Genomic DNA, 18,266 nt, shown 5'->3' with positions numbered 1-18,266 from the left:
GGACAAGACGTTGCCGACGGCAAGCGCCTTCAGCGTTCAATTTGCCGATTTCCATTGACAATGGAAGTGAGAACGATTATCATTCATAGCATAGATGTTTAATGAGAATCGTTTTCAACATATAAAAGGGTGGATGAGAGATGTCCCGATTAAGCACGAGTCACTTGTCGCTGGCCTACGGCAGCCGGAGTATTGTAGAGGAACTGAACTTGCATGTACCGGACGGTCTGATTACGGCGCTCGTAGGAGCGAACGGGTCGGGCAAATCGACGATCCTCAAGTCGATGGCGCGTATTCTAACGCCTGCGCAAGGAGGCGTCTATCTGGACGGCAAGCTCATCCATCGTCAGCCGACGAAGGAGGTGGCCAAGAATCTGGCCATTCTGCCGCAAAACCCGACCTCTCCGGAAGGCTTGACGGTCCGAGAACTGGTTTCGTTCGGTCGTTATCCGCACCAGAAAGGGTTCGGCGTACTTTCCTCGGAAGACAATCGGATGATCGATTGGGCGCTGCAGGCGACCGGCATGTCGACGTTCTCCAGCCGTCCGGTCGACCATCTGTCCGGCGGTCAGCGTCAGCGCGCCTGGATCGCCATGGCTTTGGCGCAAGGCACGGAGGTGCTGCTGCTCGACGAGCCGACGACGTTCCTGGACATGGCCCACCAGATGGAGGTCATGATTCTGCTGGAGAAGCTGAACAAAGAGCAGAAACGCACGATTATTATGGTGGTGCACGATCTTAATCATGCGGCCCGATACGCCCAGCATCTTGTGGCGCTGAAGAGCGGCACCGTACTGTATGAAGGCCACCCGGAAGTCGTCATGACTCCGCAGATGCTGCGCGACGTGTTCAATATCGACGCCGATGTCATCCCGGACCCGCGCACGGGAGCTCCGATGTGTCTGCCTTATGGCCTGGCGGAGGATCCGGCCGATCGTCATGTCGAGGATTCCGCGAAGGAAGCGTACGAAGACCGCAGAGTGCAGGCGATGGCGTAAGTTAACCGAATAGTTGTGAATTCTCGACTTCACACCCTTCTCCGCTATGCTAGAATATAGGAAACGGAGGAGGGTGTTTTTGCGTCGTGAACAAGCAAACCGTCGAGCATAAATTATCGTCTGTTATCGCCAATGTCAGCTCTGTCGTCGTAGGGAAGGAATCCGTTCTTGAGCATTTGCTGATCGCGCTTCTCGCGCCGGGGCACGTCATTCTGGAGGACGTCCCGGGAACGGGCAAGACGCTGCTGGCCAAGTCGCTGGCCCGTTCGCTCGCCTGCGAAATGAAGCGCATACAATTTACGGCCGATCTGCTCCCTTCGGATGTGACCGGAATTAACGTATTTAATCAGCAGACCGCGCAATTCGAGCTTCGCCGCGGCCCCGTCTTCGCCAATATTTTGCTGGCGGACGAATTGAATCGAGCCACTCCACGCACCCAATCGAGTCTGCTGGAATGTATGGAGGAGCGCCAGGTTACAATAGACGGCGCGACTTATCCGCTGGATTCTCCTTTTATCGTTGTCGCCACGCAGAACCCGATCGATAACCATGGCACGTTCCCGCTGCCGGAAGCCCAACTGGACCGCTTTATGCTCTGCCTCTCGATGGGCTACCCGTCGGGCGATGAGGAACTCGCGATCTTGAAGCGTTTTACGTCCGACAATCCGCTGGACGAGCTGCAAGCGGTTCTAGGTCGCGACGAAATCCGGGAGTTGCAGGCTCAGGTGCCGAAGGTTCACGTTTCCGACGCCGTCTACGACTATTTGCTGGCCATCGTCGCTGCGACGCGAAGTCATTCGGACATCTCCTTCGGCGTCAGCCCGCGCGGCAGCTTGCAGCTGTTGAAGGCTGCGCAGGCTCGCGCGCTGCTGAGAGGAAGGGAATATGTGCTTCCCGATGATGTCAAATCCCTGGTGAAGCCGGTATTCGCTCATCGGCTCATTCTGAAGGATACGTTCAGAGGCGAAACCAACCGGGCTCATCCGCTGCTGGACAGCTTGCTGGCGGGCATTCCCGTTCCGACGGAAGCCGGACTGGAGTCGAGGTAGAGATGTCGGCGATCATCTGGATCGTACTGCTGATGTTCGTGCTTTATATGGCGCAGAGGGTCCTGTTTAATTTTTTCGGGTTTCGGGGTCTGTCGTACTCCCGTTCCTTCAGCGCGTTTAGGCTGCATGCGGGACAGTCGGTGTGGATGAGCGAGACGATCGCGAACCGCAAGCGCATGCCGCTTCCGTGGATGCGCGTGGAGACGATGCTGCCCGGCCAGCTTGAATTTAAGCAGCGCGAGGCGGATACGTCGATTCACCGGGGAGATCGGCTGCAAAACCATGCCAGCTTGTTCAGCGTTCCCTCTTATACGGAGATTGTGCGCAAGCACGAAATTATATGCACGCACCGAGGTAAATATAAAGTAGACAGCTATACCGTCACGCTGGGCGACTGGGTCGGGATTCCGGGCAAGTCGTCGCAGGGGAAGTCGGAATGCGAGCTGATCGTCTATCCGGCGCTGAGAGATCTTCGCGATTTTCCGCTGGACGCGAGGAAGTATCTGCAGAGCGTCAGAAGCATGGCGAGCCCGATCATGGAGGATCACCCCGACGTCTCCGGCATTCGGCCATACCGGGAAGGGGACTCTATGCGTATGGTCAACTGGAGCGCCTCGGCCAAAACGGGGCAACTGCTGGTCCACAAGCGGGAGAGCATGCGGGACAACGACCTGATCGTCATTTTAAATGCGGAGCTGCTCGACCAGACCGGCAATCGGCGCATCGAGCCGGAGGATTTCGAGAGCGCGCTTAGCTATGCGGCTTCCGCCGCACAATATGTCATTTCGGGCGGAGGGAAGGCCGGTTTTATTTTTAACGGGATCCGAGTCGGGGAAGAGGCTGGCGTCTACAGAGCTCCGGTCAGGGGCGGTGCCGCGCATATGGACAGCCTGCTCGAAGCAATGGCGAGCTTCCGCCCGGTTACGGCGTTGGGACTGAGCTTCTTGCTGGAGCAGTTGGTCGAGGAACGTACGCGGGGGCAAAATTACTTGCTCGTTACTGCATTTATCGACGGCAAGCAGGAGGAACTGGTTCGTCGACTGAGAAATCAGGGAAATACGGTTCAGTTGCTGTTCGCGGTGAAAGGAGGAGTCGGTCGATGACCGGGAAAGCCGGGAAGCTCGGGATGAGAATTTTGCTGGAAGCCGTGCTGTGGCTGCCCGCTCTGCTGCTGCTTACTGCGAGGATGAGCCTGCCGGACAAACTTGGAACGGCTGCGATCGCGCTGTTCTGCATCGTTGCCGGACTTATCGTCGCCCGCCTGCCTTCGCTGTGGCATAAGCTTGCGCTGCTGACGATCTCTCTGGCATTAGTCGCTGTAGGAATAGTATGGTTCACGGATCAGCTTCCGCTGCTGATCCTGCTATGCGCCGCTCTCTGGAGAGGGCGGTTTCGGCGTTTCGATTACTGGCAGTACGCGTTCGCATTCGGCATATGCTGCTTGACGCTGTTGGCGATTGCGATAAATGAAGCCTGGGTCGGCTACCGAACGGTCACCGTTGTGTTGAGCGTGCTATGGATGATCGGCTGGTTCGTCTCATTTAACCGCAGCTTGATCGAGAAGGCGGGTCTCGACAACGGCATCGTTACCCGAACGGTGCTTCTGTCCAGTCGCAAATACGCAATCGTGTTTACGGCACTGGGCGTGCTGGCGATCGCCGTGACCGTCGGCTATGGCGAGAAGTGGTTGACTCCGAAAAAAGTCAACATGTCTCCGATCCTGGAGGACATCGGGGTGGAGCTGGAGCCGCCCGCGCAGATGCAGCCTCAGTTTCCGCTGGAAGGAATGAAGGAGGCCGGAAAGCCAAGCCCGATTTGGGATTACCTGTTCTGGGTGTTTTCGGGGTTTGCCTTAATTGGCCTGGCCTGGTTCGTCAGACTGCTGTGGAGGGATCGGACATGGACCTGGCGCGGCTTGCTCCAGAAGATTAGAGACTGGTTTACGAAAGAGCAGCGCGTCGCGGAGCCGCTCCCGTACGTCGAAGAGCGGCGCAGTCTACGCAACGAGAAGAAAGCGAGGCAGGGAGGGCTGGCATCGCTGCTGCGCGGCAAACGCTCCCGCACGGATTGGGATAAGCTCAGCAATTCCGAGAAGGTGCGGCGATTATACGAGGACGCGGTGGAGACGGGCATTCGGCAGGGCTACGCTTTTCGGTCTGCGGATACGCCCGGCGAAACGCTGGAGTCGCTCGAGAGCTGGCAGTCGCAGCGGTCGACCGCGCCGGACAAAAGCCGCCGCCCAACCAAGGATCGCCAAGTCGACGATGGGAGCTGGCTTCGCCGCGTTCGCAGAGGCTTAGCCGACCTGTACGGCAAAGCCAGATACAGCTCGCACGATATTTCCTCCGAAGAGGTTGAGGAGCTGCGCACCTAAAGAAGCAATATTCAGACCGGCGGTCACAGCGAAGGAAGCTGTGACCGCCGGTCTATTTGGAGATTCGGCTAAAGTTGGTGCTGTCAGGATGCAGGTGCCGGTAAGAACATGCGGCTCCGGAAACGGGTGCATAAGACCGCAGGAGGGACTTATCCGCCACATTCGTTCCGGAAGCGGGTGCATAAGACCGCAGGAGGGACTTATCCGCCACATTCGTTCCGGGAACGGGTGCATAAGACCGCGGGAGGGACTTATCCGCTACATCCGTCTTGGGTCGGGGGCATAAGACCGCAGGAGGGACTTATCCGCTACATTCGTTCCGGGAACGGGTGCATAAGACCGCGGGAGGGACTTATCCGCTAGATTCGTCTTGGGGTCGGGGGCATAAGACCGCAGGAGGGACTTATCCGCCACATTCGTTCCGGGAACGGGTGCATAAGGCCGCGAGAGGGACTTATCCGCCCCACTCCACCCGAGATTAAGCCAATAAGCTCATGCGATGACACTTTTAGAGTAAGCGTCAAACCTGCCCCACCTTCAGCAGCGGCGAAACCTATGAGAGAATGAGGCAAACGTAAGAAACGGGAGGTTGCCTCATGTCGAATAAGGAAGTACGTCGCCAAACATGGCTCGCGCGCATTAGATTTATTATTGTTGCTCCGATAGCCTTGTAATCAAGAAACTGAGCCGTCAGCCCATTCCAAGAAGCCATCTACATTTTCCCGGACGAGTTACGGTGATATTCTGCATAGACTGGCCGATCGTAACGGAATCGGGTAAACTATTCAGAACATCCAACAGACATCAAAAGCTACCGGGAGATGAACAATATGTATACGATCGTCATCGCGGAAGACGAGCATTGGCTGCGCAGCGAACTCGTCGAGATGGTTTCGCGCATCGGCGGGGAATTTGCCGTCGTCGGAGAAGCGGTGGACGGAGAAGACGCTTGGCATATGTTGAACGAGCTGTGGCCGTCCATCCTGCTGACGGACATTCGGATGCCGAGGATGGACGGGCTGCAGCTGATCAAGGAAATCGATGAGACCGGAATGCCGATCGTGCCGATCATCATTAGCGGTTACGACGAGTTTACTTACGCGCAGCAAGCGGTTCGTTACGGCGTCTCCGAGTATCTGATGAAGCCCGTGCTCCAGGAGGAACTGCAGGATGCGCTGAAGCGGTCTCTCACCCGCATGACGATGCTGGGCGAGTTGAACGGATGTCTGAAGCGGATCAATACGTTTCTGGACGCCGTTCCGACTCTGGATTCCCGAAGCAGACAGAGCGAGCTTGACGACCTGCTCCGTCATATTTGGAACACGCCTACCGCGCATACGCGAAGCCGCGGCTCCATTTTCTCCATATTTGAACGCAAGTGGATCGAATTGATTCAAGGGATGGATCCTTCGTTCCAAGCGGCAGGTACCGGCGGCGGCTGGAACGAGCGGGCAGAGACTGCGGAAACGTTCCGCAAGCTGCTGGAAAGCTGGTCGTTTGTCAGCGTATCGCAATCCGGGCAGGAAACCAGACAGGCGATGGTCCGCGCTTGCGACTATATCGACCGGCATTACATGCAGCCGCTCACGCTTGGCCAAATGGCGCAGCGGGCCAATTTAAGCCCTTCTTATTTCGGTCAGCTGTTTAAGCAGTATGCGGGCGTTTCGTTCATCGCATACTTGAATAATGTGCGCATCGATAAAGCGAAAACGCTGCTGCTGGAAGAGGACATCAAAATCTACGAAGCGGCCGAGATGGTCGGCTTCGTCTCGCTCCCCCATTTTAACCGGATGTTTAAATCGCTGACCGGCAAAACTCCGAACGACTATCGCAAAGGCATGGGTTTGAAATGAACATCAAGTTTTTGACTTCCTATCGGACGCGAATGACCATCGGTTTTCTGCTCGTGATTATGCTGGCGCTGATCGTCGCGCTGACGATTGCCGACCGCCAGGTCGGCCGCGTTATCGGGCGGGACGTGCGGCAGCTGTCCAGCGAAGCTGCTGCGCGTTTTAACTACGATATCGATTCGTACGTGGAGCAGCTTGCCGAATCCGCCGCTCCGCTCGCCGCCGGGGAGCAGCTTCAGCATTTCCTGCGGGAGAGTGCGGCCGCCAAGCCGGAAGAGACGGAAGCGATCGAGAAGGAGCTGCGCAAATACGTGGCCACCAATCGCCCCGAGATCGCCGGCATGTTTCTGATGTCCAAGCACGACAAGCTGATTTCGATTTTCAGCTATTATTATTCGCAATCCAACTTCTACTCGAACGAACCCTGGTTTTCTCTTCCGTTCGGGGAAAGAATAGAACTGTACCCGACCCACTATACGAAGTATCCGAATCAGGCGCCGTTCCCGGTATTCTCGGTCATCCTTCCGATCTTCGACGTCGAGACGGTGGAGGTGGCCGGACATTTCGTGCTGGACATTATGCCGGAGAAGGTGATCAACAAGTTCGGCGAGACCGGTCTGGGCCGCACGGGCTATCACTTCGTGGCATCGTCGGACGGCATCGTCGTCTACCATCCGAACAGGGAATGGATCGGCAGGTCGATGTCGGAGACTCCGCTGGAGAAGCTTCAATATGCGCTGTCCGATACGGCTAGTAAGGTAAGCTGGGAAGGCGAGGAATGGTACGTCTCCGTCAACCGCTCGAACCGGATGAACTGGAATATTTTCTCGATCGTTCCGTCCGCAGAGATGGAGTCCGGCCTGCAGGCCGTGCGGATGTCGATCATTTGGACGTTCGTCATCGTTTCCTTGCTTATTCTGATTATCGTTCCTTTGCTGGCGAACCGCTTCACCAAGCGGATCGTCGTGCTTAAGAATGTCATGGCCAAAGCAGCTACAGGAGATCTGGACGTTCGCGCAGAAGTCAACGACAGGCCGGACGAAATCCATTACTTGTATCGCGGGTTTAATCAGATGATGGATCGGCTGCAGAAGCTGGTGGGCGAGGTGTACGAGCTTCAGCTCAAGGAGATGCAGCTGTCGATCCGTCAGAAGGAAGCGGTCATTCGTTCGCTGCAGAACCAGATTAACCCTCACTTGCTCTACAATACGCTTGGCATTATTAAGAGTATGGCGTACCTGGAAAATATGCCGAAAATCGAGAAAATCGCCCGCAGCTTGGCGGACGTCTACCGCTATACGGCGCGTTTCGAGAACGAAGAGGTGACGCTCCGCGACGAGCTGGACATCGTCTCGAAGTATTTGGAGATCGTGCGTCTGCGTTTTCCATCCAGCTTTACCAGCATGCTTTCTATCCCGGACAAGTTTCTGTCCAGCCCGTGTATGAAGCTGACGCTTCAGCCGATCGTCGAAAACGCGGTGAAGTACGGCATCGAGCCGCGCGGCGGAGACGGCGCGGTCATCGTAAGCGCCTACGACGAGGGAGAGGATCTGCTTGTCGAAATTGCCGATAACGGCAAGGGAATGCCGCAGGAACAGCTGGACGAACTGCGGGCCATGCTGAAGCAGGCGACGGAAGAGCCGGACAAAGCGTCAAGCGGGGAAGGCTCGCTCGGACTGCCTAATGTGCACGCGCGGCTCGTTCTCCGCTATGGCCGGGAATACGGCGTGCGGCTTGATTCGTTTGTCGGACAAGGAACCGTCGTTACGGTTCGCATTCCGTTCAAGCGGCCAATCGTCTCAACTTCGTGAAATTGAGTAAGAAATCAAGAATCCGGATAAGGCGGTCGCAGACCGTCTTATTTATACTTGGGGAACAAACAAAGAATAGTCCCAAGGAGGAGTCGAAATGAAAAAATTCAGTTTGCTGCTTTGCGCGTTCACCGCGTTTGCCCTGGTTCTTGCAGGCTGCGGCGATAAAGGAGGAGGCGCGTCTCCCGCAGCGTCCTCATCGTCGAGCGGAGCCTCGCAGTCGGACGACACATCGAAGAAGCTGACGCTGACGATGATGGTCAGTACGGCGGCCGGAGGCGGATGGACCGACGATCACCCGATGGTGAAATATTTGAACGACAAATTCAATATCGACTTGAAGTTCCAATGGGTGCCGGGAGACAGCTACAACGAGAAGCTGAACGTACTCGCCGCATCGAACAATTTCCCGGACCTCTTCCAAATCTGGGATGCTTCAACCTACAGCAAGTGGATGCAAAAAGGCGTGTTTCTCGACTTGCAGCCTTTGCTTGCAGACTACCCTAACCTCGTCGGCAACGTGACCGAGGAAGCGATGACGATGATGAACCCGAAGGGAAAAGTATTCGGACTCCCGATGTACGCTCCCGCCTTCCGCAGCAACCTGTCGATCCGTCAGGATTGGCTGGACAAGCTCGGCTTGAAGACGCCGGGAACGGTCGACGAATTCTATGAAGTCGCCAAAGCGTTTGCGACGAAGGATCCGGACGGCAACGGCAGACCGGATACGATCGGCTTCAGTATGTCGGTATCCAATAGCGGCGATATTCTGGGCATCGATTACTTGAAGGGCGCTTTCGGCTTGGCTAACCGCTGGAAGGACGACAACGGCACCTTGGTGGCTATGCAGACGCAGGCCGAAGAGTGGAAAGCGCTGGCGACATATTTACGCCAAGCTTACTCGGAGGGAATACTGGACAAGGATTTCCCGGTGAACAAGGAGCGCGATCCGTGGAACAAGCTTGAAGGCAATACGAACGGCATTGCCGAGGTCAATCCGAACGAAGTGTATAAGCAGTCGGTGCCGACGCTTCAGAAGCTGGCTCCCGAGGCCGACATCGTTCAGCTCGATCCGCCTGCCGGACCGACTGGGCTGCGATTCGCGAACACGATCACGAGCACGACGAAAATCGTGTTGAACGCCAAGCTCGACGAAGAGAAGCAGAAGCGTATTTTGCAGGTCATCGATTTCATGTTCTCCGATGAAGGCTATATTTGGTCGAAAAACGGCATTGAAGGCATTCACTATACGAAGAACGGCGACACCTACGAAAAGCTGGACGCCTTCGACAACGACCGTCCGCAAATTTTGTCTACCTGGTTCATCCGCCGCTTCGATCCGGGCATTCAAATCCGCCTCTGGGACGATAAAACCTACGTGGACAAAGTTTTGGCCTGGTTCGAGAAAACCGAGCCGTACGCTTGGACGAACCCTGCCGCTGGATTGATCTCCGAGACGTTCTCGAAGAGCGGCATCCAGCTGGACCAGAAGTTTTCTGCGGCCATCGTCAAAGTCATTACCGGAAGCGCGCCGGTGGAATCGATCGACGACGCGGTGAAGGCATGGAGAGACGGCGGCGGAGACAAGATCATCGAAGAAACGAACGCCCTGTACGCTGAATTGAAATAAGGCCGGAGGAGGGAGAGTCGCATCAGCTCTCTCCCTCTTCTCATTGGAGGTGCAACGATGCCGACGTCAGATATTCGTGGAAGACTGCGCCGCGGCCTACCGCTCTATGCTCTCATTTTGCCGGGGGCGCTCTTCTTCCTGTTGTTCCGTTACTTGCCGATGGGCGGTATTCTGATCGCGTTTCAGGATTTTGAACCGTTCGACGGCTTTATGAACAGTTCGTGGGTAGGCTTCGACCATTTTGTACGCCTGTTCGGAGATGCGGATTTTTGGATGCTGTTTCGCAACACGCTCGTGCTGAGCGCGCTTAACCTGTTTATTTTCTTCCCGGCGCCGATCATTCTCGCATTGCTGCTTAACGAAGCGCGCATCCGCATGTTTCGTCGGGCAGTACAGACGATCACATATATGCCGCATTTTCTCTCCTGGGTTGTCGTTGTCGGCATTTCCGTGCTGCTGTTCTCTACGCAGGAGGGCGCGATTAATCAACTGTTAGCCTCTAACGGTTGGGGGCGGATCGAGCTGTTGACCGATTCGAGCTACTTCCGTCCGCTATACGTGCTGATGAACATTTGGAAGGAATCGGGCTGGAGCGCGATTATTTTTCTCGCGGCGCTGGCTTCCATCGATCCTACGCTGTACGAAGCCGCGGTCATGGACGGCGCCAGCCGGTGGAAAACGATGCTTCATGTCAGTCTGCCCGCCTTGCGCAACGTCATCATCATTCTGTTTATTTTGCGGCTGGGACAGACGATGGAGACCGGTTTCGAGCAAGTGCTGCTCATGCAGAACTCGCTTAATCTGGATGTGTCGGACGTGTTCGACACGTACGTCTATCGGAACGGCGTTCTGACGGGCGAATACAGCTACACGACGGCAGTCGGACTGTTCAAGTCGGTCATCGGGCTTGTCCTGATCGTCGCGGCGAACGGTTGGGCCAAGCGTAAAGGCGAGGAGGGAGTCTATTGAACCGAATGTCAGGATCGGACCGCACTTTCATGGCGGTCGTGTACGCGGTGCTCATCGTGGCTACGCTTGTCGTCGCCCTTCCGTTTCTATACGTCGTCATCGTCTCGTTCGCGACTAAAGCGGAGGTGCTGTCCCGTGGGTTCTTCCTTGTTCCGAAAACGTGGTCGCTTGACTCTTATCAATACTTGTTCCGGGAGCGCAATTTCCTGCTTTCCTTCCGCAATTCTCTGTGGATTACGTTAATCGGTACATTCGTCAACATCGCACTGACCAGTATGATGGCTTACGGCTTGTCGAAGTCGTGGGTGGTCGGACGCAAAACGATGAACATGCTCGTGTTGTTCACAATGTTGTTTAACGGCGGTATTATCCCGACTTATCTCGTGGTGAACCAATTCGGTTTGCTGGATAGCTACTGGTCGATCTGGCTGACGGCCGCGATTGCCCCGTTTAACTTGATCGTAATGAGGGGCTTCTTCCAAAGCTTCCCTTCGGAGCTGGAGGAGGCGTCGCGCATCGACGGCTGCGGAGAGCTGTATCTGTTCCGTAAAATCGTTCTTCCTCTGTCGATGCCGGCGATCGCGACGTTCACGCTGTTCTATCTGGTACAAAACTGGAACACGTACTTTAACGCTTTGCTTTACTTGAACGATTCGGCGAAATGGCCTCTGCAAGTGTTTCTGCGGCAGATGCTGATCGAAGCTGCGGATTCTTCGATGACGCTGGAAATCGAAGGCTTCGAATTCGGTCCGCCGGTCAAAATGGCGACGGTCGTAGTAACGGCGGTGCCCTTGTTGGTCATTTATCCGTTCTTCCAGAAGCACTTTAATCAAGGCATGCTGTTAGGATCGGTGAAAGGCTGATGAGTAAACGGCCTTCAATCGTCTTTCTGATCGCCGATGATCATCGGTATGAAGCGCTAGGTTCTTCGGGCAACCAGATTGTGCGCACGCCAGTTTTGGATGAGCTGGCTGCCGGCGGCGCGGCGATGCAAGGCACTCACATTTTCGGCGGCTTGACGGGCGCGGTATGCGCCCCGAGCCGCGCGTGCGTGCTGACGGGGCAGTCGATCTTCCGCTCGATGATCGGCTGCGATCCGGCGGAGTGGACTCATTCCACCGATATTCGCCCGGAGGTGCCGCTGCTTCCCGAACGTCTGCGCGACGCGGGGTATCAAACCTATGCGGTTGGCAAATGGCACAATGACAAGGCGAGCTTCGCCCGCAGCTTCGAGGGTGGGGATAAGCTTTTCTTTTATGGTATGAGCGATCATTGGCACGTTCCGGTGCAATCGTTCGACCCGGAGGGCAAGTACGGAAAGGAACGCGAATACGTGGAAACGCGACATTCTTCCGAAGTATTCGCGGATGCGGCGATCGATTTCCTGGAGCGTCAGGACGGCGAACAGCCGTTTTTCCTGTATGTTGCCTTCACTGCGCCGCACGACCCCCGTACGGCTCCCGAGCCGTACGCTTCGATGTTCCAGCCGGAGGAACTGTCGTTGCCGCCCAATTTTGCCGAGGAGCATCCGTTCGATAACGGCGACTTGGGCGTGAGAGACGAGCGTTTGGCCTCCATGCCGCGCCGCGAAGAGGAAATCAAGCGGCATCTGGCCGACTATTATGCAATGATCGCTCATCTGGACGCACAGGTGGGACGCATCGTCGACTGCCTTAAAGCTAAAGGGCTGTACGACGACACCTTGCTCGTCTATACGGCAGATCACGGCTTATCCATCGGGCAGCACGGTCTGATGGGCAAGCAGAACGTGTACGATCACAGCGTACGGATTCCGCTGCTGCTGCGCGGGCCGGGCGTCGAAGCGGGCGCAAAGCCGCCGGGGCTGCTCAGCAACATCGACATTGCGCCGACCGTTGCCGAGCTTGCCGGTTTGCCGGAGCAGCCGAACGCCGACGGCGTCAGCTTTGCCGGGCTGCTGCGCGGCGGTGGCATTAGTGCGGGTGCAAATGAGCCGCTGCCGCTGAGAACGCATGTATGTACGGCCTACCAAGACTTGCAGCGGATGGTAAAGGATCGCCGCTGGAAGCTGATTCGCTATTACCGCAGTCCGGCAAGCGGAGCGGGTATCGATCGCATTCAGTTGTTCGATATGGAAGCCGATCCGTGGGAAACCCGCGATGTTAGCGGGGAAACGGCCAACCGGAAAGAGCTGGAGCGGCTGGCGCAGCTGCTGCAGACCTGGATGGACCGCCACGACGATATTTTGCGCCATGTGCCTATATTGGGCCCGACAATTCCCGGAGGTGACTCTGTATGATAGCAATGCCCGATTCCGTCGTCCGGCTGTTGGCCGAGGCCGACGTCAAACTGGCGGATCGCCCGAAGCTGCTGGAGATGTTTAAAGCTTGCTTCGTCAACACGCTGGAGACGACGACCAAGGTGCTGGAAGACGGCACGACGTTTGTATTTACCGGCGACATTCCCGCCATGTGGCTGCGCGACTCGAGCGCGCAGGTGCGCCACTACTTGCCGCTTGCGGCGAACGACCCTCAGCTTCAAGAGTTAATTGAAGGCCTGCTTCGTCGTCAGCTTCATTTTATCGGCATCGATCCGTATGCCAATGCGTTTAACGAGGCGGCCAACGATAACCGGCTCGATTGGGACGAGACCGAGCTGAATCCGTGGATATGGGAGCGCAAGTACGAGGTCGACTCGCTCTGTTATCCGCTTCATCTGGCCTATCTTTACTGGAAAGAGACCGGGAGAACGGCGGTATTCGACGACACGTTTCGCGAGACGGCTCGGCAGATTATCGCTCTCTGGACGACGGAGCAGCGGCATTTTGAACAGTCGCCTTACCGTTTTGCACGCCATACGGGGCCGAAGTCGGATACGTTGCGCAATGATCGGATGGGCATGCCGGTCAATTATACGGGCATGACTTGGTCGGGTTTCCGACCGAGCGACGATGCCTGCAAGTTCGGCTATTTGATCCCTTCCAATATGTTCGCGGCAGTCGCTCTGGGCGGCGTCGCGGAAATCGCGGCCGACGTATACCGCGACGAGGAGCTGGCAGCGCAAGCCCTAAAGCTTAAGGAAGAGATCGAGTATGGAATCGAAACGTACGGAGTGACGATTCATCCGCAGTACGGCCGCATTTACGCCTACGAGACCGACGGCCTCGGCAACTACAACCTGATGGACGACGCCAATGTGCCGAGCCTGCTGTCTATTCCGTATCTCGGGTACAAACCGGCGGATGATGAAACCTATCGCAATACCCGTCGTTTTATTCTCAGCGAAGCCAACCCTTATTTCTATCGCGGTCAAGCGGCGCAAGGAATTGGCAGTCCGCATACGCGTCATCGCTACATCTGGCATATTGCGCTCAGCATGCAATTGATGACGGCTGACAACGACGCCGAGCGGGCAACGCTGCTGGAAATGCTGCTGTTGACGGATGCAGGGACCGGCTTTATGCACGAAGGCTTCGACGCCGACGATCCTAGTCTTTTTACTCGACCTTGGTTTGCCTGGTCGAACAGCCTGTTCGCCGAAGCGGTTCACAGATTGATGTTGGAGGGGCGGTTATAGGTTTGCCGCGCTGTTCGCAATCTACTGACGAAAAAATGTTAAATTAGGATGATAGACTGCACCGAAAGGAGATGACGAAGATGACAGAGGTGAGTAAGGCGGCTTCGGGTCGCCCGAATATTTTGTTCATCCAGACCGATCAGCAGAGAACGGATACGTTATCCGTATATGGAGGAAGCATCTGTCAGACGCCTCATCTGGACCAACTGGCAGAGGAAAGCATCGTGTTCGACAATGCGTACACAAGCTGTCCGGTATGTACGCCTGCGCGCGCCTCGATCCAAACCGGCTTGTACCCGTTTAAGCACGGCATGCAGACGAACGGGTATGGGATGGGAAGCATGGTGCAGGAGCTTCCCGATACATCGCGGCTGCTGAGCCGCCGTTTGGAGGAAACCGATTATAGTCTCGGCTATACGGGCAAATGGCATTTGGGAACGTCGGGGCCGGAGGAGCGGTATGCGAACGGCAATCTGGGCTATGTTCGTTTTCCCGAGCTGGCGGCAGGAATGCGCTCCTTGCCGACCGATGTCGGCTATGAAGGCGACGACTTCGGGGGGCATGGTCTGGGCGGTATGTATTACGCGGCGTTTAAGGCCTACTTGCAGGACAGAGGACTGGAATGGAATCTGATCAACAAGCTGTCCGGCCACTTCGAGGGCCACTTCTCGGCCGAGCTGACGACGCCGGTTGAAGGGACGGTCGAATACTATTTGGTCGATCGGGCTATCGAGCATATCGATCGTTTCCGCGAGCGGGATAAACCGTTTTTCTTCTCTTTGAATTTCTGGGGCCCGCACGAGCCGTACATCGCGCCGACGAAGCATCTGGATATGTACCGGGACGTCGAGATTCCGCCGTGGCCGAATTTTGACGACGACGGAACCGGCAAGCCTTCCATTCATCGCATCAAGCAGGGGAGTAAATCCTGGGAGGACTTCGTTCCGCACATTCGTCATTACTACGCGTTCATGAGCAGCATAGACGAGCAGATCGGCCGTTTGCTCGATTATTTGAAGGAAAACGGGTTGTACGACAATACGATCATTCTGTTCTCCGCGGACCACGGCGAGTCGCTTGGCATCCACGGAGGGCTATGCGACAAGTCTTTTTACATGTATGAAGAAACATGCCGCATTCCGCTTCTGGTCAAGCCCGCAGCCGGAACGGGCAAGCCGGGCCGGGAAGCGAGTATGGTCGGAACATGCGACATTCACGCAACGATTCTGGATCTGGCGGGAGCTGGAGAGCCGGAGCAAGGCAGCGACGGCAGATCGTTCGCGCCGATGCTGGAGAACAAAGCGATCGAGGACTGGCCGGATAGCATCGTGACGGAAGGAGCCGGCTTGGAGAGCGTTATGTACACGCAGCGGATGATCCGCAAAGGCGACTTCAAGTATGTGTTTAACTGCGGAGACACGGACGAACTGTACGATCTCGCTCGCGACCCGCACGAGCTGCGCAATGTGATTAATGGCAGCGAATACTTGGCTGCTGCGGACGACATGCGACAGGCTCTTGTGAATTGGATGAAAAAGCATGAGGACGGATTGCTGAAGCAGTACACTCGTCTTCGACTGGCGTAGAGAGAATCCGCATGCAGTAAGCACGCGAGGCGGTCCTATCGGCGAAATAAGAAAAGCTGCAAGCCCATAAGCGGGCTTGCAGCTTTGTTTATCCCCATTTGAAGATCAAGGCCGACTAGGGTTGTGAATCTTCCCAAAACAGTCTCAAAACAGTCCGCTCATAGCCGAGCCCGAAGCGTCTGTTCCACCGCCTGAAGAATGTGGGGGGATTTGGCCGTAAGCGCCAAGAAGGCGTCCCTTCTCATGGAGATGACGACGGCAGGCCCAAGCGCCCGGACCGTAGCCGTTCGCGGTATCCCCTTGAGCAAGGCGATCTCCCCGAAATGATCGCCGTCCTGCAAGACCGCAACCCTGCGATCTTCCTCATCGGAACCGCGCTTTACTACCTCGAATTTTCCGCGCACGATTAGATAGAACTTATCTCCTGAATCTCCCTCGCGGACGACAGAGTCGCCTTCCTGCAACGTTTCCGTCGCAAACAGATCGGCAAGCTCGCGAAGCTGCTCGGACTCGACGCCTTTGAAGAAGGGCAACTGGGCCAACCGGTCCGCGTCGACGCTCACATGCAGTCCGTCCTGCGACAGCACGAACCCGTGCTGTTTGTTCCACATTTCGCGATACAATCCGCCGCGCCGCAGCAATTCCTCATGAGTGCCGGCTTCGACGACCCGCCCGTCCTGGAATACGAAAATCAGATCCGCTTGTACGACGGAGTCGAGCCGGTGCGTGACCGAGACGACCGTCGCGCTGCCGCGAAGACGCCGAATGCTATCGTTGACCCCGGCTTCGGAACCCGGATCAAGCGCGGACGTTACCTCGTCGAGCAGAAGAACTTCCGGCTTCTTCAACAGCGCTCTTGCTATGGAGACGCGTTGACGCTGCCCGCCGGACAACGAAGCCCCCTCATGGTGAACGGGCGTGTCATAGCCCCCCGGCCACGCTGCAATCGTATCGTGGATATGCGCGAGCTTGGCCGCCTCGACGATCTCCGTCTCATTCGCATCTGGGCGCCCCAGTAAGAGGTTATCCCGGATAGTCGTGTTGAACAGGAACGATTCCTGCGTGACAACGGCGGTTCTTTGCCGTAAGGAGGCTTCGCTAACGTCGCGCAGATTCTGTCCATCGATCGATACCGTGCCTTGCCTCGGATCATAGAAGCGGGCCAGCAGTTGAAGGGCCGTACTTTTGCCCGAGCCGCTCGGACCGACGAACGCCGCATAGCTTCCGGCAGGTATGCGCAGGCTAACCGCCTTGAGTTGATCGCTATCTTCGGTGTACCCGAACGTGACCTCGTCCATTGTAAGTCCTTCGACAATTGGAGGCAGCTCGATTGGACGCTCGACCTCCCGCAAATCCGGCTCATAGTCAAGAACCTCCGCAATCCGCTTAAAACTGCTCCCGGAATCGATCAGGCCGGGAATGACCAGCGTTAAGTTGGAGGCGGCCTGTCCGACGCTCATAAACAAGGTGAAGAAGGCCATGAATCCCCCAATGGAGAGCTGATCCTGGAAGATCAAGTAACCTCCGAATCCGATCATCGCGCCGTTGAGCAGAAGCAAAACCGTAAGCGGCAGACGTTCCAGCAAGGAGTTGGTGACGTGCATTTTCAAGCCAAGCGTCAGGAGCGACTGGATATGCGAACGAGCCCTTTCCAACAACAAGCTTTGGCGGTGATAGGCGTGAACGGTGCGATGACCCTTCACCGTCTCGTCGATCAGGTTGGTGAAGCGCTCCTGTGCCTCCTTGTAGCGGAGGTTGGCGGATTCCGCACGTCCTTGAAGCAGTCGGGGACCGGCCATCATCAGCAGCGAACCGAATACCATGACAAGCGTCAGCTTCCACTCTAGCGAGATCAGCATGGCAAGGCCAAGCGCGACGCTTAAAGCCTCTTTCAGAAAAAAAGGCAGCGAGAAGGTGGCGACTCGTTCGACAGAGGCCATATCCGAGGAGAAGCGAGCGACAATGTCGCCTACTCGAAAGCGCTGAAAAAATGGAGCGGATTGCTTCTGGATATGTACGTAAAGGTCGCTGCGCAGCTTCTGAACGACCCGTCCGCTCAGCTTGTTCAGCGCATATTCGCCGACCAAGCCCGCCGCGAGGCTGAGCAGTCCGCCGCAGAGCAGAAGCGAGAAAATCAAATAGAAAGCTTGGACGTCCTTGGGACCGAAAGCTTCGTCGACCAGATATTTTAGGCTCACCGGGGCGCCGACCGCGTAGGCGACCTCAAAAAGCAGACCGATCAGGAAGAAGACGAGCAGCGGCTTATGCCTAGCGAAATGCCTCATCATCGTTCGAATAAAGTGCAAAATCTATCGCCTGCCTTAGGATTGGATCTCTTCTCCTTTAATAATAGTGAGCGCCGCTCTAAAAAACTACCTTTTCATATTGACGGCCGTGCATAATTTCATTAGGATGAGAATAAAACCAACTAATTGCAATAAAAA

General features: G+C 56.2%; 13 protein-coding genes. 12 read left to right on the top strand and 1 reads right to left on the bottom strand.

The window, feature by feature from the left end; all coding sequences use genetic code 11:
- The first annotated feature begins 140 nt into the window (after positions 1-140).
- From DFP98_RS28190 to DFP98_RS28135, 12 genes are all read left to right on the top strand, one after another.
- Entirely contained in the window at positions 141-998 is an 858-nt protein-coding gene (locus tag DFP98_RS28190) for an ABC transporter ATP-binding protein (protein WP_116063979.1), read from the top strand.
- 86 nt (positions 999-1,084) lie between these two features.
- Positions 1,085-2,047, top strand: coding sequence for an AAA family ATPase (locus DFP98_RS28185; RefSeq protein WP_116063978.1), 963 nt, complete (start codon positions 1,085-1,087; stop codon positions 2,045-2,047).
- A gap of 2 nt (positions 2,048-2,049) precedes the next feature.
- Positions 2,050-3,150, top strand: a complete 1,101-nt coding sequence (locus DFP98_RS28180; RefSeq protein ID WP_116063977.1) for a DUF58 domain-containing protein — start codon at positions 2,050-2,052, stop codon at positions 3,148-3,150.
- A complete protein-coding gene (locus DFP98_RS28175; protein WP_116063976.1) occupies positions 3,147-4,421 on the top strand; it encodes a hypothetical protein in 1,275 nt (424 codons plus the stop codon). The genes DFP98_RS28180 and DFP98_RS28175 overlap by 4 nt, the downstream gene beginning before the upstream one ends.
- Positions 4,422-5,251: 830 nt before the next feature.
- Entirely contained in the window at positions 5,252-6,274 is a 1,023-nt protein-coding gene (locus DFP98_RS28170; RefSeq protein ID WP_181917990.1) for a response regulator transcription factor, read from the top strand.
- The gene (locus tag DFP98_RS28165; RefSeq protein WP_116063974.1) at positions 6,271-8,082 is read left to right on the top strand and encodes a cache domain-containing sensor histidine kinase; all 1,812 of its coding nucleotides are present in this window, start codon (positions 6,271-6,273) and stop codon (positions 8,080-8,082) included. The genes DFP98_RS28170 and DFP98_RS28165 overlap by 4 nt, the downstream gene beginning before the upstream one ends.
- A gap of 97 nt (positions 8,083-8,179) precedes the next feature.
- Positions 8,180-9,712 carry an extracellular solute-binding protein gene (locus tag DFP98_RS28160; RefSeq protein ID WP_116063973.1) on the top strand — a complete coding sequence of 511 codons (1,533 nt, stop codon included), beginning with the start codon at positions 8,180-8,182 and terminating at the stop codon, positions 9,710-9,712.
- Between the two features lie 57 nt (positions 9,713-9,769).
- Positions 9,770-10,681 (top strand): ABC transporter permease, encoded by a 912-nt coding sequence (locus DFP98_RS28155; RefSeq protein WP_116063972.1) that lies wholly within the window; start codon positions 9,770-9,772, stop codon positions 10,679-10,681.
- A gap of 5 nt (positions 10,682-10,686) precedes the next feature.
- Positions 10,687-11,544 (top strand): carbohydrate ABC transporter permease, encoded by an 858-nt coding sequence (locus DFP98_RS28150; RefSeq protein WP_116064030.1) that lies wholly within the window; start codon positions 10,687-10,689, stop codon positions 11,542-11,544.
- Positions 11,544-12,959: a sulfatase family protein gene (locus DFP98_RS28145; RefSeq protein ID WP_116063971.1), complete on the top strand. Its 1,416-nt coding sequence runs from the start codon at positions 11,544-11,546 to the stop codon at positions 12,957-12,959. The genes DFP98_RS28150 and DFP98_RS28145 overlap by 1 nt, the downstream gene beginning before the upstream one ends.
- Positions 12,956-14,236: a glycoside hydrolase family 125 protein gene (locus DFP98_RS28140; protein WP_116063970.1), complete on the top strand. Its 1,281-nt coding sequence runs from the start codon at positions 12,956-12,958 to the stop codon at positions 14,234-14,236. Before DFP98_RS28145 ends, DFP98_RS28140 begins: the two co-directional genes overlap by 4 nt.
- An 80-nt stretch (positions 14,237-14,316) precedes the next feature.
- Positions 14,317-15,822 (top strand): sulfatase family protein, encoded by a 1,506-nt coding sequence (locus DFP98_RS28135; RefSeq protein WP_116063969.1) that lies wholly within the window; start codon positions 14,317-14,319, stop codon positions 15,820-15,822.
- A gap of 158 nt (positions 15,823-15,980) precedes the next feature.
- On the opposite strand, the gene DFP98_RS28130 is transcribed toward DFP98_RS28135, so the two are convergent.
- Positions 15,981-18,128, bottom strand: coding sequence for an ABC transporter transmembrane domain-containing protein (locus tag DFP98_RS28130; protein WP_116063968.1), 2,148 nt, complete (start codon positions 18,126-18,128; stop codon positions 15,981-15,983).
- Positions 18,129-18,266 lie beyond the last annotated feature (138 nt).

The sequence above is a fragment of the Cohnella phaseoli genome (genome assembly GCF_003386235.1).
GTDB lineage: Bacteria > Bacillota > Bacilli > Paenibacillales > Paenibacillaceae > Cohnella > Cohnella phaseoli.
This window is presented reverse-complemented; position numbering and strand designations above follow the sequence as displayed.

Bases quoted from the DNA above. Each gene is read 5' to 3' on its own strand.
- DFP98_RS28190 (WP_116063979.1), top strand. From the start codon at position 141: ATGTCCCGATTAAGCACGAGTCACTTGTCGCTGGCCTACGGCAGCCGG.
- DFP98_RS28180 (WP_116063977.1), top strand. From the start codon at position 2,050: ATGTCGGCGATCATCTGGATCGTACTGCTGATGTTCGTGCTTTATATG.
- DFP98_RS28175 (WP_116063976.1), top strand. From the start codon at position 3,147: ATGACCGGGAAAGCCGGGAAGCTCGGGATGAGAATTTTGCTGGAAGCC.
- DFP98_RS28170 (WP_181917990.1), top strand. From the start codon at position 5,252: ATGTATACGATCGTCATCGCGGAAGACGAGCATTGGCTGCGCAGCGAA.
- DFP98_RS28165 (WP_116063974.1), top strand. From the start codon at position 6,271: ATGAACATCAAGTTTTTGACTTCCTATCGGACGCGAATGACCATCGGT.
- DFP98_RS28160 (WP_116063973.1), top strand. From the start codon at position 8,180: ATGAAAAAATTCAGTTTGCTGCTTTGCGCGTTCACCGCGTTTGCCCTG.
- DFP98_RS28155 (WP_116063972.1), top strand. From the start codon at position 9,770: ATGCCGACGTCAGATATTCGTGGAAGACTGCGCCGCGGCCTACCGCTC.
- DFP98_RS28150 (WP_116064030.1), top strand. From the start codon at position 10,687: ATGTCAGGATCGGACCGCACTTTCATGGCGGTCGTGTACGCGGTGCTC.
- DFP98_RS28145 (WP_116063971.1), top strand. From the start codon at position 11,544: ATGAGTAAACGGCCTTCAATCGTCTTTCTGATCGCCGATGATCATCGG.
- DFP98_RS28140 (WP_116063970.1), top strand. From the start codon at position 12,956: ATGATAGCAATGCCCGATTCCGTCGTCCGGCTGTTGGCCGAGGCCGAC.
- DFP98_RS28135 (WP_116063969.1), top strand. From the start codon at position 14,317: ATGACAGAGGTGAGTAAGGCGGCTTCGGGTCGCCCGAATATTTTGTTC.